This window comes from Thiovibrio sp. JS02 (assembly GCF_053485635.1).
The window spans coordinates 1,938,104-1,954,566 of the sequence record NZ_CM130715.1 but is presented as its reverse complement, the minus strand read 5'-3'; the positions used below and the strand labels follow the sequence as shown (position 1 = coordinate 1,954,566).

The window sequence follows — 16,463 nt, the reverse complement described above, 5'->3', positions numbered from 1 at the left end:
CGGTGGGGTCAGACGTTGAAGCGGAAGTTCATGCAGTCGCCATCCTGGACAATGTACTCTTTTCCTTCCAGGCGCAACAACCCTTTTTCCTTGGCCGCGTTCTCGCTGCCGCAGGCGATGTAGTCCGCGTAGGAGATGACCTCTGCCCGGATGAACCCCCGTTCGAAATCGGTGTGGATGACCCCTGCCGCCTGCGGCGCCTTGGTGCCGCGCTTGATGGTCCAGGCCCGGGTTTCCTTTTCTCCCACCGTGAAGTAGTTGATCAGTCCCAGCAGTTGGTAGCCGGCCTTGATCAACCGGTTGAGTCCGGGTTCGGCAAGACCCATGTCGGCCAGGAAATCCTTGCGCTCTTCCGGGGCAAGCCCGCTCAGCTCCTCCTCGATGGCGCCGGAGATCATGACCACCGTGGCGTTTTCCTCATCCGCCGCCTTGCGCAGGGCATCAACCCACTGGTTGCCGGTGTTGATTTCCTCCTCGCTGACATTGGCCACGTAGAGAACAGGCTTGGCGGTGAGCAGGCAGAGCTCCCTCATCAGCTTCTGCCCCATCTCATCCAGTTCCAGCAGGCGCGCCGGTTTGCCGGCGTCGAGGAGGGCATGGAGCTGCTCCAGGATCACGAGCTGTGCCTTGAAGGTCTTGTCGCCTGACTTGGCCTGGGATGCGGTTTTCGCCATGCGTTTGCCCACCGTGTCGAGGTCGGCCAGGATCAGTTCGGTGTTGATCACCTCGCGGTCGCGCAGGGGATCGATGCTGCCCTCCACATGGACGATGTTGCCGTCCTCAAAGCAGCGGATCACATGGGCGATGGCATCCACCTGCCGGATGTGGCCGAGGAACTGGTTGCCCAGACCCTCGCCGCGGCTGGCGCCGCTCACCAGGCCGGCGATATCGACAAACTCCATCTGGGCGTTGACCTTGGTCTTGGTTCTTGCCAGTTCGGCGAGCCTGTCCAGGCGAGGGTCCGGCACCGGCACCATGCCCACGTTCGGCTCGATGGTGCAGAAGGGGTAGTTGGCCGATTCGATGCCGGCCGAAGTGAGAGCGTTGAAAATGGTCGATTTGCCGACATTGGGCAGGCCGACGATGCCACAGCGGAAACCCATGGGAATATCCTTGCTTGCGATTTCATCAATAAAAAATGGTCATCTTGGTGATGACCATGAAAAAACTGTGCGCACTATATAATGACTTCTTTCCAATGCGGCAAGGGTTGTTTACAATTGGGAAGTCATTTAACCACCCAATCCCCTTCAGTTAGGCGCAACAGGCATGGCCAGAACAGAGAAATTGACCCGCATCGACTCCCTTCTTGCCGAGCTTTTCAAGAAAAGGCAGTGGGAAAGGCGGCTCGGCCTCCATGCCATTTTTCGGACCTGGCCGCGGGTGGTGGGGCGGGAAATAGCGGGGCGGGCGGCGCCCCAGGTCATCCGGGGCACCGTGCTCTGGGTCGCTGTATCGGATTCGGTCTGGATGCAGCAGCTGCACCTGCAGAAACAGCAGCTTCTGGAGTACATCAACAACAGTCTCGATGGTCCGGAAACCATCAGCGACATCCGCTTTCAGCTCGATGTGACGCTCGGCCAGGGCAAAGAGGATGAGAACGGCCCGGCCGCGCCGCCTGCCCTCAAGCCAATTGACCCGGAGCAGAGAAAGGATTTTGAACGTCTGCTTGCCGGTCTCCCCGATGAAGAGAATCGGAGGAGGCTTCTCTCCCTCTGGATCAAAGCGCACCAGCGGCCCCTGCCCGAAAAGGAGTAGCGGCCTCTTATTCCATCGCTCCTTTCTCCTTGCCTTTCACCAGTTCGACCAGCTTGCGCACATACTCGTTCAACTGCTGGGATTGAAATTTCATATCCTCGGCGATCCGCGAGTCCTGGTCCGCGTCGGCGGCGTTGTGCTGGGTGACCTCGTCGAGTTCCTGGATGGCCTTGGCAACCTGGGTGATGCCGGTGGACTGCTCTTTCGAGGCGGTGGTTATTTCGTCCAGGATCTGGGCGGTCTTCTGGCTCTGTCCCTCGGCGCGGTTGAAGGATTGTTCCGTGACCTGAACAAGCTTGACCCCGTTGTCCACCTTGGCGTTGGTTCCCTCCAGGAGCAGGGCCGTCTCCCTGGCCGCCTCGGCGGCCCGCATGGCAAGATTGCGGACCTCGCCCGCCACCACGGCGAAACCGGCGCCCGCCTCGCCGGCCCTGGCCGCTTCCACCGCGGCATTCAAGGCGAGAAGATTGGTCTGGAAGGCGATTTCATCGATGGTTTTGATGATCTTGGTGGTTTCCTCGTTGGCGGCGGAAATCTCGCCCATGGCCTTGCTCAACTGATCCATGGCGGCATTGGCGTCGCGCATGACCCTGTTGGTTTCCGTCATCAGATCGTTGGCCGCCGCGGCGTTGTCGGCGTTCTGGGTGGTCATGGAGGCGATTTCTTCCAACGAAGCGCTGGTCTGCTCAAGGGAGGCCGCCTGCTGGGAAGCGTGGTCGGCCAGGGACTTGCTGCCCGTGGCCGCCTGGCCGGAGAGCGAGGCCACCATGATGGCGCTGTTGGTGAGATCGGTGATGATGCTGTTGATGGGCCGGCTCACCGTCTTCTCCATAACCAGATAGATGATGGCGCAGGTGGTGAAGAGGAGAAAAATGGAGCCGAGGGCCAGAATGAGATGGAGTCTGCGGATGATGCTGTTGAGGGTGCTCAGGTCGTAGAGCAGGGAAAGGCTGCCCCCGATTTCCCCCTCCTGCCAGTCATGGTGGCAGCGCAGGCAGTCCGCGTCCACGATCTGGGGGGCGATGATGCGGATATGGTCGGAAGTGATCTCCTCGATGCCTTGATGTTCGCCTTCAAGGAGCTGCATGACCTCGGGGGAAAGGGTTTTCCCGGCCATCGCTTCCCCGGAGGAGGAGAGGTTGACCTTGCCCTTTCTGTCGTACAGCGAGACATCGATCACTCCCTTGATGTTCTTCTGGCTGAAGAGGAGTTTTTCGAAATTTTTCATCTGCCCCCGCTCCAGGGAGCCCTTTACCCCTTCTTCAAAGGAGTTGAAGAGGATATGGACGGATTCGATGTAGGATTCCGTCATTTTGTGTTTCACGTAGCCGCTCAGGAAAAAGGTGCCGCCGAGCAGGGTGACGGCGAGCACCGCCAGCACGGCGATCATGATCCTCGGGGTGACTGCGTATTCGGCGAAAGTGTTTCTTGCCATGGGGGACTCCAGGTTAAGCAGTTGTCACTGCCTGTTCATTGATCCGGTAGAACGGGATATTCTTCTTGCGGGCAAAGTTGGGCGAGGCGCAGCCGATACAGGGGGCATTGCTGTCGATGCACCAGGTGCGGCCACCGTTCCACCAGCGGGTCGGGCAGTCGGCATAGGTGTCGGGGCCCAGACAGCCGAGTTTGAAAAGACATCCCTTCTCCCCCAGCTTTTTTGCGAAGATTTCCTGCTGGAAGTCGTGATACCGGGGGCACAGCTCATGGACCTTGCGGTTGAAAAAGAGTTTCGGCGCATCGTTGACCAGTTCCGGCATCCCCACCTTGACCAGATGAATGATGGTATGCCAGACCCAGTCGGGGTGCACCGAGCAGCCGCGGATGTTGATGACCGGCTTGTTGATGCCCCGTTTGCCGTAGAACTCCTTGACGCCGATCGCGCCGGTCAGATTGCCCTCGGCCGCCGGGATGCCGCCGTCGCAGGCGCAGGCCCCGACAGCCACGGCGCCGCTCATGGTTTTGGCAGCCTCTTCCAGGTACTGGGCAAAGGTTTTCTGCCCTATCATGCAGGCCTCGGGGATTTTTTCAGGGATGGCCCCCTCCACCGCCAGAAAGTACTCTCCGGCCTGGCCGGAGATGTATTGTTCGATGAGGTCCAGGGCCTTTTTGCCGGAGATGGCGGAAAGATCGGCATGAAAGGCGAGCTGGGAATAATCGGTGATCAGGGCGAGTGGCGAGGGAGATTCCGCCTGCAGCAGGGAGATGGAGCAGCCGGTGCAGGAAAGGCCCTGGAGATAGATAAGCTTGGGCACGGAATCCGGGGCAAGCGTGTTCAGCGCCGCCGCGACCGGCGTCGGCATGCCCTGCACCCCGAAGGCTGCGCTCAGGGTGGCGGCCATTTTTAAGAAATCGCGTCTGTCTAGCATGACTCCTCCGTCATCTGAAGTGAAGGTCTGGCGGGTTGCGCCTCAATGGACCGCGCAGGCGATGCAGGGATCAAAGGAATGGACGATGCGGACCGACTCGATCTGTTCTTCCGCATTATTTACCCTGGTGCCGACCAGGGCCGACTCCATGGCGCCGGGCCGCCCCTGGTCGTCCCGGGGAGAGGCGTTCCAGGTGGTCGGCACCACGCACTCGTACTTGGCAATCCGGTGGTTTTCGATGCGGATGTAATGGAGGAGCGCTCCCCGCGAGGCCTCGGTAATCCCGAAGCCTTCCCCGGATTTTGGCACGACGATATCCGCCATGGTGGGGGCGCCAGGAGTCAGGCGCTCCGTCTCGGCCAGTAAAAAGTCGGCGATAACCGCCGCAAGGATGGCCCGGGAAAGGTGGCGGCCGAGCACGGAGTTGAGGTTGGCCGGCGTTATTCTTGCCGTTGCCGCGAATTTGTCGACCAGGGTGCGGACCGTTTGATTGTGACCCTGGTGATAGTCCACCAGGATGCGGGCGGCAGGCCCGACTTCGACCATTCTGCCGCCGTAGCGCGGGGCCTTTGCCCAGGAGTAGGCCCCCTCCTTGTGGGGCGCCGGCGTGAGGGCGGAGTCGCGGATCGCGAGGTTGCTGGCCGAAGAATATTTGGCGTACTTGATGTCCTGGGTGATCTGTTTTAGGTCAACGGGCGAGATCTGCCCGTCAAAGAGCGCGCCGGGGGCCAGGAGCCGTTCGCTGTTCCGGGCCGCGGTGAGCGGCAACAGGCCGTAGGAGAGAAAGCCGCCCCTGCTGGCTCCGATATGCCAGTATTCGGGAAAGGCCGCGGCCACGGCGGCGACATCCGGGATATACTTGTCAAGGATAAACTGGCGCACCTCGCTGATCAGTGACTGGTACGAGGCGATGAGGTCGATGCGGGCTTCCTGGGTGCAGCCGCCGGGGAAGATGCCGGTGGAATGGGGAAACTTGCCGCCGAAGATGGCGGCCGCCCGGTTGGCCTTTTTCTGGAGCTCCATGGCTTCGAGGTAATGTTTCAACGCCCCGATGTTGATTTCTTTGTCGGTGATATATTTGCCCGAGAGGCGGGGAAGGAAGGGCGCGGCCGGAAAGGGCTTGTTCCTGTCCAGTTCCGCCTTGACCCACTGCCTGACCTTGAGGAGATCGCCGTCCTTGCCGTTATATTGCAAAATCGCGGTCACATCGACGAAATCAAGGGCCGAAAGCTGATAAAAATGGAGGAGATAATCGTAGAGGTGGTTTGCGCCCTGGATGAGGTTGTGCAGGATTCTGCCGTTGGGCGGCACGTTGAGCCGGTACGCATCTTCCTGGGCATAGGAGGAGGCGATGGCATGGGCATAGGGGCAGACCCCGCAGATGCGCTGGGTGATCTGTTGGGCATCGAGGGGGTCGCGGTTTTGTAAAAAAACTTCAAAGCCGCGGAACATTTCCGCCATGCACTGCGCGTCGGTGACGGTTCCGTTTTCAACGGTGGTGCGGACGTTGAGGTGCCCTTCAATACGGGTTACCGGACCAAGGTCTATCTTCATGTTTCTATCCCTTTCCCGACCAAAACGTGGCTGCCGTTTCAGGTCGTACCTTATTTATTCTGTGATCTCATTGGGATGGGCTATGCCCGCAGCATTGAAAAACATCATCGGGTGAACACGGTTTTTTTGTCAAGCAATAAGACGCAACAGCGATACGGCGCCACGTGATTTTCAGGAAAAGAAGAATTTTGCGCGAAAAAATTTTACTCGGACCGGCCAAGCGCGATATCCTAATGTGCAGTCTCGATTTGGTGGTTTTTCCCCTTCCTGGAGCGGCAATGAATTTCAATCCCGTGAAAACAAAAATTCTCGTTGTCGAGGACGAGGCGGTCCAGCGCAGGATTCTGCGGCTGCAGCTCGAAAAGCAGGGTTATGAGGTCCATGAGGCCGAGGATGGGCGGCAGGGTCTTGACCTCTGTCTGGCAAACCCGCAGATCAGGCTGGTCGTCACCGACCTGATGATGCCGAACGTGGATGGCTTTGATCTTATCAAGGCGATTCGGGGCCAGGAAACCAACTATACATACATCATTGTCTTGACCGCCCGCGAGGATAAGGAGTCAGTTGTCCGCTCTCTTTCTCTTGGCGCGGACGATTTCATCACCAAGCCATTCTTCCCGGACGAGCTCAACCTCCGTCTGGGAGGGGCCATGCGGCTTCTGAAGCTGGAAAGCCATGAGGAGCTCGTTTTTTCCCTTGCCAAGCTTGCCGCCTACCGGAGCGGGGAAACCGGTTCGCATCTCCATCGGGTCCGCGAGTTTTGCCTGCTTCTGGCCTTGGATCTTCACGAGCACCATCCCGAGTTCGGTCTGACCAGAACCGTTGCCGAAGAAATCGCCAAGATGGCGCCGCTCCACGACATCGGCAAGGTGGGTGTTCCGGACAGCATCCTTCACAAGCCCGGCAGGCTGAGCAGGGAGGAGTTCGAGCTGATGAGGGGCCATGTCAGGCTGGGTGGGGATCTCCTGCGCGAGATATACGAAGAGACCGGTGCCCCCTTTCTTCTGCTGGCCCATGAGATTGCCATGTACCATCATGAACGCTGGGACGGCAGCGGTTATCCGGACGGGCTTGCCGGCGAGCGGATTCCCCTGCCTGCCAGAATCATGGCCCTTGCCGATGTGGTGGACGCCCTGATCTCGAAGCGATGCTATAAGGATGCGCTTTCCTTTGTCGAGACCAGGGCAATCATCCTGGCTGAAAGGGGGCGTCATTTCGATCCGCGGTTGGTCGATGCCTTTTTTCGACAGGAGAAGCAGTGGCAGGCTGTGGTGGAGAAGTACGGGAACGATCTGGGCGCATCGCGCGAGGTGGGCGTGGCGGCAAAGGGGAAGATTTAAGCCGTGCTGCTCGTGTCGGGGGAGGCAGGGGCGGATTCCTCCAGGGCGCGGATGGCGAGATAGCTCTCCAGGCGGGCAAGATCCGAGCCGTTAACGATGAACTGGACACCCAATTCCGTGGTGTCGTTGCCAAGATCCCTTACCCGCCGGACATAAGCCTCAGTCGCCGTGATCTTTTCCTCATAATCTCCGAAGCCGAGGCGCAGGGTCAGGGTCAGGGGGTTGATGGCATCGCCTTTCCGGATATGCTGGGAAAAATTGCCCACAAGCTTTGCCCCTTCGATGCAGATGTTCTCTATTCCGCCGTGGTTGAGATACTGGCTTCCCTGGCGGGTAAAGGTGGCAACCGAGCGCGGACTCGTCACGAAGCGGGGGTGTTTGCGCCGTTGGACATGGATGATCGAGCTTGGCAGCAGGACTCCCAGCTGGCTGTTGGTTTCAAGGAGCGGTGGGGAGGAAAAGCCACGCATCATGGCCCCTGCCCGCGGCTGATAGAGCAGGAGGCAGGCTTCCCTGCTCATGGGAAAGGCGGTTTCCTTGTGCAGTAGAAGGAGGGTCTGTTCTCCTTCCTTAAAGATTTCCGCCGGGATTGTCCGCTGTGGTGATTGGCCTTTCTGGTAGAGGATCACCGGTGTTTTTTGCGTAATGATTCTGACAAGTTCTTCCCGGATCACCTGAGGATCGTCGGACCAGAGCTGTTTCATGCGGCAAAGGCCTCGCGGCGGACAAGGGCGTTTTCGGCGCGGTTGGCGGCGCCCGATATTGTTGAAAATAAGTATAGCCGGAGGGGGTGATGTCTGTAAAGGGCTGATTGTAAGAACATTTTCAGCCTTGGCTTCTGTTCAGAAGGTCTTTTCCGTGTCCAGCAGCAGGGTCACCGGCCCGCTGTTGACAAGAGAAACGTCCATCATGGCCTGAAATCTGCCGGTTTCCACCTGAATCTGTTTTTTTCGTACCTCGTCGATGAAGTACTCGTAGAGGCGGTTCGCTTCTTCCGGTGGCGCGGCCGTGGAGTAGGAGGGCCGTCTGCCCTTGCGGCAGTCGCCAAGGAGGGTGAACTGGGAGACGACCAGCATCTGGCCGCCAACGTCGAGGAGAGAAAGATTCATCAATCCTTTGTCGTCCTCGAAGATGCGCAGGTTGGCGATCTTGCCCGCCAGGAGTTCCGCCTCTTTTTCCGTATCTGTCCCCCCTACCCCCAGGAGAACGAGAAGACCCGGGCCGATGCTGCCGCAGGTTCGCCCTTCAACTGTCACCGAGGCCCTGCTTACGCGCTGCACGACTGCTCGCATTGGCTTTGCTCCTTTCGCTTACGGGGATGGAGAGAGATTGCCGAGCATGAACTGCAGGATGGACGCTGCGGCCAGGCTCGCGGTTTCGGCCCGGAGGATGCGCGAGCCCAGGGAAACCGGGATAAAGCCGTTATTCCGGGCGTCTTCCACTTCGGTGGGGCTGAAGCCTCCTTCCGGACCGATGAGAAAACAAACGGCGCGAACTTCGCTGGGCCGTTCGGTCAGGATTTCGGCAAGAGGTTTTTCCGTCTCCTGCTCCCAGAAGAGGAGCTTGAGGTCATAGCCCGATATTTCCCGGAGGAGTTCGGCGAGTTTGCGGGGCGGTTCTATCTGCGGCGGCAGGGCGCGGTCGCATTGCTTGCATGCCTCGAGGGCAATCCGCTGCCAGCGATCGCCCTTGGTGTCGCTCCGTGTTTTGTTCACCCCGTGCTCGGACCAAAAAGGTCGGATGGCGTCTATTCCCAATTCCGTCGCTTTCTGCAGGATGAATTCCATTTTCTGCCCTTTGAGAAGGGCTTGCCCCAGGTCCACCCGCACCTTGGCGGGCTTGTCCTTGCGCTGGTCGATAATCGTTGCGCTGACAAGGTGTTTGCTGATGGTGTCGAGGCGGGCCCGGAAGCGCATCCCCGTCCCGTCGAAAAGGGTGATCTCGTCGCCAATGGCTAGGCGCAGGACGGAGCGAAGGTGGTGGGCCTCGTCTCCGCTCAGGTGGGCTGTCCCCTCCGAGATCTCTTCCGGGCGGATGAAAAAGCGGTGGATGTTCATGGCACGCTATGGTTTCCGGAAAAGCAGGGCGCTCCACTCGCCTTCGCTTTTCGTTTCCACATGGGCAAGTCCCATGGTGGTGTAGGTGGTGCGGATGTTCTCGGTCTGGGGGCCGGTGAGAATCCCGGCGAGAATGAGGTGGCCGCCGGCGGCCAGGTGAAGGCAAAGGGGGCTGGCGATTTCAAGCAGGGTGTCGTGGATGATGTTGGCGATCACCAGCGCAAAGGTTCCCGGGATATTTTCCAGATCCGTACCGCTGGTCTCGATGGCCTCCTTGAGGTTGTTGCGTTCGATGTTTTCAATGGCCACGCCGACCGCCTCCGGGTCGTTGTCCGTGGCCACCACCTTTTGGGCGCCGAAAAGCGCGCTGGCCATGGCGAGAATGCCGGTGCCCGTTCCCACGTCCAGCACGGATTGGGGAGGTGCGTCCGTTCCGTGAAAGAGTTTTTCGATGAAGGAAAGGGCAAGCCTGGTGCTGGCGTGGTGGCCGGTGCCAAAGGCCATGCCCGGGTCCATTTCGATGACCTTTTCCGTGTTCCCGGCGGCATAGGGTTCCCAGGTTGGCTTGATCACAAGGTGAGCGGTGATGGGAAAGGGCTTGAACCGTTCTTTCCAGGCCTTGTTCCAATCAACCTCCTCGATCACCTCGGTTTCCAGGCTTGGCTGCAGGTTGTCGGGGAGAAAGGCGGCGAGGCGGGTGAGGAACTCTTCCATTTTTGTAAGTTCGTCTGCTGCGTGTTCATCGTTTTTGAGATAGCTGATGATCTTTTCCCGAGGCGTGGAGCAGGCGCCGGCGGTTATCGGCACCTGCTCCACGCCTCCGGTTTGCTCGCTGAGAAATCCGGCGATGATGTCCGCGCAGGTTTCCTCGGCGGTGATGGTAATCCGCAGCCAGGATTTCACTGGGGTTGTGCTGGGGGTGTTCGCCGGCATAAGGCTCCCGTGGTAATTTGTTGGGGTATGGCGTTGGGGAAAAGGCACAAAAAAATAGCCAACCGCTGATCAAGGCCAGTATAGTGTGCGGTAGTGTACTGGATGCGGATTGCTCCGGCAAGTGCAACTTGAACCCTCCTCCTTGGAAGGGATATATACATATAATAAGATAAGAGCAGCCGGTTTTGCCATGGATGAAAAAAAGCTGAAGGAACTCCTTGAGAAGGTGCAAAGCGGAGCCTGTGATGTGGAGGGCGCCATGGCTGCGCTCAAACATTTCCCCGCCGAGATGCTGCATTGCGCCCATGTTGACCATCATCGCAGACTGCGAACCGGCATGCCGGAAGTGGTTTATGGTGAGAACAAAAGCGCGGCCCAGATCAGCGAAATCCTGCGGAACCTTCGGCAATTTTCCCCCATGGTTCTTGCGACCCGTGTTTCTCCGGCAAAGGCGGACGAGGTATGCGCGGAGGTCCCTGGCCTTGTGTACCATGAGCAGGCGCGGATGCTGACCTCGGCCCTTGCTCCGGACGAAAAAGGGGGCGGGACGATCCTGGTCCTTACCGCAGGGACCTCGGACATTCCCGTGGCCGAAGAGGCATATGTTACTTCCCTCTCTCTGGGGAACAGGACGGAAAAATTTTACGATGTCGGGGTCGCCGGCATCCACCGGCTCCTCTCCCGGCGGGATTTGTTGGAGAAGGCCGCCATCCTCATCGTGGTGGCCGGCATGGAGGGGGCGTTGCCCAGTGTGGTCGGCGGCCTGGTGGATAAGCCCATCATCGCCGTGCCGACCAGCGTTGGCTACGGGACGGGTTTTGGCGGCATTGCCGCCTTGCTGGGAATGTTGAACAGCTGCGCGCCGGGGGTGGCGGTGGTCAATATCGACAATGGTTTCGGCGCCGCCTGCCTTGCCGCCAGCATCAACCGGCAGATAGCTGCTCGGGCTTGAATCGGTTTTTTTAACGTCCCGGGGAGTATGGCAAGCCTTGGCCGCCCGCAGTGTCGTCGCCGGGCGACATGGGCGGTGGACGAGAATTCAAAGAGATAGATTGGTATTGCAGACTCGGGTGCATTTTTTTGCCAATCCTGCAAATATAGCTGTTGACAAGGAGGGGCTCTTCGGCTAATTTGCCCCCCGAACGATAACCTGACACCGACTCTGGGGCATTTGAAAAAAGTCAGGAAACATCTTGACAGCCCCCAGGTGTTCCGGTTATCTTTTCTTTTTTATCGCCCACCATGTGGGTGGCCCGGTTGCCGGGCGCAGCGATCATTGAAAACTGAATAGTGAGAATAAGATGGGCCCAAGAAGTCCAGGGTGAAAGCCCTGGCGAGTTTTGTAAAAAGAGAATCAAAAGCTCTTGAATGAGAAGAATATCAGCTTACGGGTTGATAAGATATTTCAAACTGGAGAGTTTGATCCTGGCTCAGATTGAACGCTGGCGGCGTGCTTAACACATGCAAGTCGAACGAGAAAGGGGCTTCGGCCCTGAGTAGAGTGGCGCACGGGTGAGTAACGCGTAGGTAATCTACCTCTGCATTTGGGATAACAGTTCGAAAGGACTGCTAATACCGGATACACTCATGGAACGCGAGTTTTATGAGGAAAGGTGACCTCTCCTTGGAAGTTACTGTGCAGAGATGAGCCTGCGTCCCATTAGCTAGTTGGCAGGGTAAAGGCCTACCAAGGCGACGATGGGTAGCGGGTCTGAGAGGATGATCCGCCACACTGGAACTGGAACACGGACCAGACTCCTACGGGAGGCAGCAGTGAGGAATATTGGACAATGGGCGCAAGCCTGATCCAGCGACGCCGCGTGAGTGATGAAGGCCTTTGGGTCGTAAAGCTCTGTCAGCAGGGAAGAAATGCTGTGTAGTTAATATCTGCGCAGCTTGACGGTACCTGCAGAGGAAGCACCGGCTAACTCCGTGCCAGCAGCCGCGGTAATACGGAGGGTGCGAGCGTTAATCGGAATTACTGGGCGTAAAGGGCGCGTAGGCGGCCGATCAAGTCAGATGTGAAAGCCCGTGGCTTAACCATGAGAAGTGCATCTGAAACTGGTTGGCTTGAGTATCGGAGGGGAAAGTGGAATTCCCGGTGTAGAGGTGAAATTCGTAGATATCGGGAGGAATACCGGTGGCGAAGGCGACTTTCTGGACGAATACTGACGCTGAGGCGCGAAAGCGTGGGGAGCAAACAGGATTAGATACCCTGGTAGTCCACAGCTGTAAACGATGTGCACTAGATGTAGGGGAGTGTTGACCTTTCCTGTGTCGCAGCTAACGCATTAAGTGCACCGCCTGGGGAGTACGGCCGCAAGGTTAAAACTCAAAGGAATTGACGGGGGCCCGCACAAGCGGTGGAGTATGTGGTTTAATTCGACGCAACGCGCAGAACCTTACCTAGGCTTGACATCCCGGGAATTTGCTGGAAACAGTGAAGTGCTTTCATTAGAAAGAGCCCGGTGACAGGTGCTGCATGGCTGTCGTCAGCTCGTGTCGTGAGATGTTGGGTTAAGTCCCGCAACGAGCGCAACCCTCGCCTTTAGTTGCCAGCATTCAGTTGGGCACTCTAGAGGGACTGCCGGTGTCAAACCGGAGGAAGGTGGGGATGACGTCAAGTCCTCATGGCCTTTATGTCTAGGGCTACACACGTACTACAATGGCAGGTACAAAGGGCAGCGACACAGCGATGTGATGCGAATCCCGAAAAGCCTGTCTCAGTCCGGATCGGAGTCTGCAACTCGACTCCGTGAAGTTGGAATCGCTAGTAATCGTGGATCAGCATGCCACGGTGAATACGTTCCCGGGCCTTGTACACACCGCCCGTCACACCACGAGAGTCGGTTGTTCCAGAAGCGGTTGAGCTAACCTTCGGGGGGCAGGCTGCCAAGGAATGGTCGGTAATTGGGGTGAAGTCGTAACAAGGTAGCCGTAGGGGAACCTGCGGCTGGATCACCTCCTTTTAAAGGATGCACGTTACCGGTAACGGTAATGCATACCTGGTCAACCCTGTCTTACATCACTATTCAGTTTTGAGTGATCGCTGTTTTGTTCAGTGACACCAGACGTAGAGAAAACGAACGGGCCTATAGCTCAGTTCCGGTTAGAGCGCACGCCTGATAAGCGTGAGGTCACTGGTTCAAGTCCAGTTAGGCCCACCACCAGACTGGTAACGAGTGGGGGTGTAGCTCAGCTGGGAGAGCGCCTGCCTTGCACGCAGGAGGTCATCGGTTCGATCCCGTTCACCTCCACCATTAGCAGTAATGGAAAGGGATGAAGGTTGAAGAGTAGAAGTCTATGGGAATAGGCTTTTAGTTTTGAGCTTTCAGCTCAGGCAGAGAGATTCTGCGAGTAGATCTTTGATAATTGAATATTTTGTTTTTGTTGTACCCAAATAGCTGAGATAAGAAATGATCAAGCGTTTTTTGGTCAAGCTACTAAGGGCAGACGGAGGATGCCTGGGTACCGGGAGGCGAAGAAGGACGTGGTAAGCTGCGATAAGCTTCGGGGAGCTGCTAACAGGCTTTGAACCGGAGATTTCCGAATGGGGAAACCCACCTGAAGTAATGTTCAGGTATCGTGCACTGAATACATAGGTGTAACGAGGCGAACGCAGGGAACTGAAACATCTAAGTACCTGCAGGAGTAGAAATCAATTTAGAGATTCCGTAAGTAGTGGCGAGCGAACGCGGAGAAGCCCAAACCATGCCATTTATGACATGGGGTTGTGGGGCCCCGACATGGGATTGTGGATGGATAGCAGAAGGGCATGGAAAGGCCCACCGCAGACGGTGATAGTCCGGTATGCGAAATCCTGAAGCACCCTAGGGTGTCCCCGAGTACCACGAGGCACGTGAAACCTAGTGGGAATCTGGGAGGACCATCTTCCAAGGCTAAATACTACCCGGTGACCGATAGTGAACTAGTACCGTGAGGGAAAGGTGAAAAGAACGGGGGGACCCGAGTGAAATAGAACCTGAAACCGTCTGTCTACAAGCAGTGGAAGCACTATGTAGCAATACAGTGCAACCGCGTGCCTTTTGCATAATGAGTCAGCGACTTATCCTATGCAGCGAGGTTAAGCCGAAAGGTGTAGCCGTAGCGAAAGCGAGTCTTAATAGGGCGACAAGTTGCATGGGGTAGACCCGAAGCCGGGTGATCTAGCCATGGCCAGGGTGAAGCGAAGGTAACACTTCGTGGAGGCCCGAACCGATATAGGTTGAAAACTGTTCGGATGAGCTGTGGCTAGGAGTGAAAGGCTAATCAAACTCGGTGATAGCTGGTTTTCCTCGAAATATATTTAGGTATAGCCTCGTATGATGACTGACGGAGGTAGAGCACTGACAAGGCTAGGGGTCCCCACAGGATTACCAACCCTTATCAAACTCCGAATGCCGTCAAGTTCAAGTACGGGAGTCAGACTGCGGGAGATAAGTTCCGTGGTCAAAAGGGAAAGAGCCCAGACCGTCAGCTAAGGTCCCTAAATGCATGCTAAGTGGTAAAGGATGTGGAACTGTCCAGACAATCAGGAGGTTGGCTTAGAAGCAGCAATCCTTCAAAGAAAGCGTAATAGCTCACTGATCGAATGGGTCTGCGCCTAAAATTTAACGGGGCTTAAGCATGCTACCGAAGCTACGGACCACGCGCAAGCGTGGTGGTAGAGGAACATTGTGTTCGCCTGAGAAGGTACACCGCGAGGAGTGCTGGAGGTATCACAAGAGCTTATGCTGACACGAGTAGCGAAAATGCGGGTGAGAAACCCGCACGCCGAAAACCTAAGGTTTCCTGTAGTAAAGTTAATCTGCTCAGGGTTAGTCGGTCCCTAAGGCGAGGCCGAGAGGCGTAGTCGATGGGAAACAGGTTAATATTCCTGTACCATTTTATCAGCGTTTGAGCGAAGGGGGGACGCAGAAGGGTAGGTCAGCCGGGCGTTGGTTGTCCCGGTTTAAGCGTGTAGGCGGAGGATCCAGGCAAATCCGGAACCTTGTTAACGCTGAGGCGCGACGACGAAGCGGTTTACCGCACTAAAGTGATTGATCCCATGCTGCCAGGAAAATCCTCGTAGCGAGCTGATAGAGTGACCGTACCGTAAACCGACACAGGTAGGTAGGGAGAGTATCCCAAGGCGCTTGAGAGAACTCTAGTTAAGGAACTCGGCAAAATAATACCGTAACTTCGGGAGAAGGTATGCCCTCATTACGTGAAGTAATTCACTTATGGAGCGGAAGGGGGTTGCAGAGAAACGGGGGGAGCGACTGTTTACTAAAAACACAGGACTCTGCGAAGTCGAAAGACGCAGTATAGGGTCTGACGCCTGCCCGGTGCTGGAAGGTTAAGGGGAAGTGTTAGTTTCGGCGAAGCACTGAACCGAAGCCCCAGTAAACGGCGGCCGTAACTATAACGGTCCTAAGGTAGCGAAATTCCTTGTCGGGTAAGTTCCGACCTGCACGAATGGCGTAACGATTTCCCCACTGTCTCAACTAGAGACTCAGCGAAACTGTAACACCGGTGAAGATGCCGGTTACCCGCATCAAGACAGAAAGACCCCGTGCACCTTTACTATAGCTTGGCATTGGAGTTTGAAATGATTTGTGTAGGATAGGTGGGAGACTGTGAAGCAGGGACGCCAGTTCTTGTGGAGTCAACGTTGAAATACCACCCTGATTATTTTAGGCTTCTAACCACGACCCGTAATCCGGGTTTGGGACAATGTCTGGTGGGTAGTTTGACTGGGGCGGTCGCCTCCCAAAGTGTAACGGAGGCGCGCGAAGGTTCCCTCAGGCTGATTGGAAACCAGCCGTAGAGTGTAAAGGCATAAGGGAGCTTGACTGCGAGAGAGACATTTCGAGCAGGTACGAAAGTAGGTCTTAGTGATCCGGCGGTCCCGTATGGAAGGGCCGTCGCTCAACGGATAAAAGGTACGCCGGGGATAACAGGCTTATCTCCCCCAAGAGTCCATATCGACGGGGAGGTTTGGCACCTCGATGTCGGCTCATCGCATCCTGGGGCTGGAGCAGGTCCCAAGGGTTTGGCTGTTCGCCAATTAAAGCGGTACGCGAGCTGGGTTTAAAACGTCGTGAGACAGTTTGGTCCTTATCTGATGTGGGCGTAGGATATTTGAGGAGAGCTGTTCCTAGTACGAGAGGACCGGAATGGACGAACCACTGGTGCTCCTGTTGTCTCGCCAGAGGCACGGCAGGGTAGCCACGTTCGGAAGGGATAACCGCTGAAAGCATCTAAGCGGGAAGCCCACTCCAAGATAAGATATCCCGTGGGGTAACCCACCTGAAGGCTCGTTGCAGACCACAACGTTGATAGGCCAGGTGTGGAAGTGTGGCAACACATGGAGCTTACTGGTACTAATAAGCCGTGCGGCTTGACCATCTCTTTTTATAAAGAGAGACCATCATTCGCTTGATCATTTTTTATATATCCGGCAAACGGGACAA

Annotated in this window: 10 protein-coding genes, 2 tRNA genes, 2 rRNA genes and 1 pseudogene; 7 read left to right on the top strand and 8 right to left on the bottom strand. The window is 56.8% G+C overall.

Annotated elements, in window-relative coordinates:
• Positions 1-8: 8 nt before the first annotated feature.
• On the bottom strand, positions 9-1,103 hold the full coding sequence (gene ychF / locus ACUUL3_RS09055) for a redox-regulated ATPase YchF (RefSeq protein ID WP_448550652.1): 1,095 nt from the start codon (positions 1,101-1,103) through the stop codon (positions 9-11).
• Between the two features lie 166 nt (positions 1,104-1,269).
• Here ychF and ACUUL3_RS09050 point away from each other — a divergent pair, with 166 nt between their 5' ends.
• Positions 1,270-1,758 carry a DciA family protein gene (locus ACUUL3_RS09050; protein ID WP_448550651.1) on the top strand — a complete coding sequence of 163 codons (489 nt, stop codon included), beginning with the start codon at positions 1,270-1,272 and terminating at the stop codon, positions 1,756-1,758.
• Positions 1,759-1,765: 7 nt separating this feature from the next.
• Here the strand turns inward: ACUUL3_RS09050 and ACUUL3_RS09045 are convergent, their stop codons facing one another.
• The 3 genes and pseudogenes from ACUUL3_RS09045 to ACUUL3_RS09035 form a co-directional block, all read right to left on the bottom strand.
• Positions 1,766-3,193, bottom strand: a complete 1,428-nt coding sequence (locus ACUUL3_RS09045) for a methyl-accepting chemotaxis protein (RefSeq protein ID WP_448550650.1) — start codon at positions 3,191-3,193, stop codon at positions 1,766-1,768.
• Between the two features lie 13 nt (positions 3,194-3,206).
• Positions 3,207-4,136: pseudogene (locus ACUUL3_RS09040) on the bottom strand (hydrogenase small subunit); the annotation flags it as partial.
• A 30-nt stretch (positions 4,137-4,166) separates the two neighbouring features.
• Positions 4,167-5,678 carry a nickel-dependent hydrogenase large subunit gene (locus tag ACUUL3_RS09035; RefSeq protein WP_448550649.1) on the bottom strand — a complete coding sequence of 504 codons (1,512 nt, stop codon included), beginning with the start codon at positions 5,676-5,678 and terminating at the stop codon, positions 4,167-4,169.
• A 278-nt stretch (positions 5,679-5,956) separates the two neighbouring features.
• On the opposite strand from ACUUL3_RS09035, the gene ACUUL3_RS09030 reads away from it, so the two are divergent.
• Positions 5,957-7,018: an HD-GYP domain-containing protein gene (locus ACUUL3_RS09030; RefSeq protein ID WP_448550648.1), complete on the top strand. Its 1,062-nt coding sequence runs from the start codon at positions 5,957-5,959 to the stop codon at positions 7,016-7,018.
• On the opposite strand, the gene ACUUL3_RS09025 is transcribed toward ACUUL3_RS09030, so the two are convergent.
• From ACUUL3_RS09025 to ACUUL3_RS09010, 4 genes are all read right to left on the bottom strand, one after another.
• A complete protein-coding gene (locus ACUUL3_RS09025; protein ID WP_448550647.1) occupies positions 7,015-7,722 on the bottom strand; it encodes a hypothetical protein in 708 nt (235 codons plus the stop codon). The genes ACUUL3_RS09030 and ACUUL3_RS09025 overlap by 4 nt on opposite strands.
• 138 nt (positions 7,723-7,860) lie before the next feature.
• Positions 7,861-8,310, bottom strand: coding sequence for a D-aminoacyl-tRNA deacylase (dtd, locus tag ACUUL3_RS09020; RefSeq protein WP_448550646.1), 450 nt, complete (start codon positions 8,308-8,310; stop codon positions 7,861-7,863).
• A gap of 18 nt (positions 8,311-8,328) precedes the next feature.
• Positions 8,329-9,075 carry a 16S rRNA (uracil(1498)-N(3))-methyltransferase gene (locus tag ACUUL3_RS09015; RefSeq protein WP_448550645.1) on the bottom strand — a complete coding sequence of 249 codons (747 nt, stop codon included), beginning with the start codon at positions 9,073-9,075 and terminating at the stop codon, positions 8,329-8,331.
• A gap of 6 nt (positions 9,076-9,081) precedes the next feature.
• Positions 9,082-10,008 (bottom strand): 50S ribosomal protein L11 methyltransferase, encoded by a 927-nt coding sequence (locus ACUUL3_RS09010; protein ID WP_448550644.1) that lies wholly within the window; start codon positions 10,006-10,008, stop codon positions 9,082-9,084.
• 190 nt (positions 10,009-10,198) lie between these two features.
• Here ACUUL3_RS09010 and larB point away from each other — a divergent pair, with 190 nt between their 5' ends.
• The 5 genes from larB (at position 10,199) to ACUUL3_RS08985 (ending at position 16,398) form a co-directional block, all read left to right on the top strand.
• A complete protein-coding gene (gene larB, locus ACUUL3_RS09005) occupies positions 10,199-10,960 on the top strand; it encodes a nickel pincer cofactor biosynthesis protein LarB (RefSeq protein WP_448550643.1) in 762 nt (253 codons plus the stop codon).
• 455 nt (positions 10,961-11,415) lie between these two features.
• A 16S ribosomal RNA gene (locus tag ACUUL3_RS09000) occupies positions 11,416-12,977 on the top strand.
• A gap of 119 nt (positions 12,978-13,096) precedes the next feature.
• Positions 13,097-13,175, top strand: a tRNA-Ile gene (locus ACUUL3_RS08995).
• A 17-nt stretch (positions 13,176-13,192) separates the two neighbouring features.
• Positions 13,193-13,268 (top strand) — tRNA-Ala (locus tag ACUUL3_RS08990).
• A 173-nt stretch (positions 13,269-13,441) separates the two neighbouring features.
• A 23S ribosomal RNA gene (locus ACUUL3_RS08985) occupies positions 13,442-16,398 on the top strand.
• Together the 16S and 23S rRNA genes with 2 tRNA genes alongside form the textbook arrangement of a ribosomal RNA operon.
• The last annotated feature ends 65 nt before the right edge of the window (positions 16,399-16,463 follow it).

Coding starts and splice junctions, on each gene's coding strand:
- ACUUL3_RS09010 (WP_448550644.1), bottom strand. CDS start 10,008: ATGCCGGCGAACACCCCCAGCACAACCCCAGTGAAATCCTGGCTGCGG.
- ACUUL3_RS09035 (WP_448550649.1), bottom strand. CDS start 5,678: ATGAAGATAGACCTTGGTCCGGTAACCCGTATTGAAGGGCACCTCAAC.
- larB (WP_448550643.1), top strand. CDS start 10,199: ATGGATGAAAAAAAGCTGAAGGAACTCCTTGAGAAGGTGCAAAGCGGA.
- ACUUL3_RS09050 (WP_448550651.1), top strand. CDS start 1,270: ATGGCCAGAACAGAGAAATTGACCCGCATCGACTCCCTTCTTGCCGAG.
- ACUUL3_RS09045 (WP_448550650.1), bottom strand. CDS start 3,193: ATGGCAAGAAACACTTTCGCCGAATACGCAGTCACCCCGAGGATCATG.
- ACUUL3_RS09030 (WP_448550648.1), top strand. CDS start 5,957: ATGAATTTCAATCCCGTGAAAACAAAAATTCTCGTTGTCGAGGACGAG.
- ychF (WP_448550652.1), bottom strand. CDS start 1,103: ATGGGTTTCCGCTGTGGCATCGTCGGCCTGCCCAATGTCGGCAAATCG.
- ACUUL3_RS09025 (WP_448550647.1), bottom strand. CDS start 7,722: ATGAAACAGCTCTGGTCCGACGATCCTCAGGTGATCCGGGAAGAACTT.
- ACUUL3_RS09015 (WP_448550645.1), bottom strand. CDS start 9,075: ATGAACATCCACCGCTTTTTCATCCGCCCGGAAGAGATCTCGGAGGGG.
- dtd (WP_448550646.1), bottom strand. CDS start 8,310: ATGCGAGCAGTCGTGCAGCGCGTAAGCAGGGCCTCGGTGACAGTTGAA.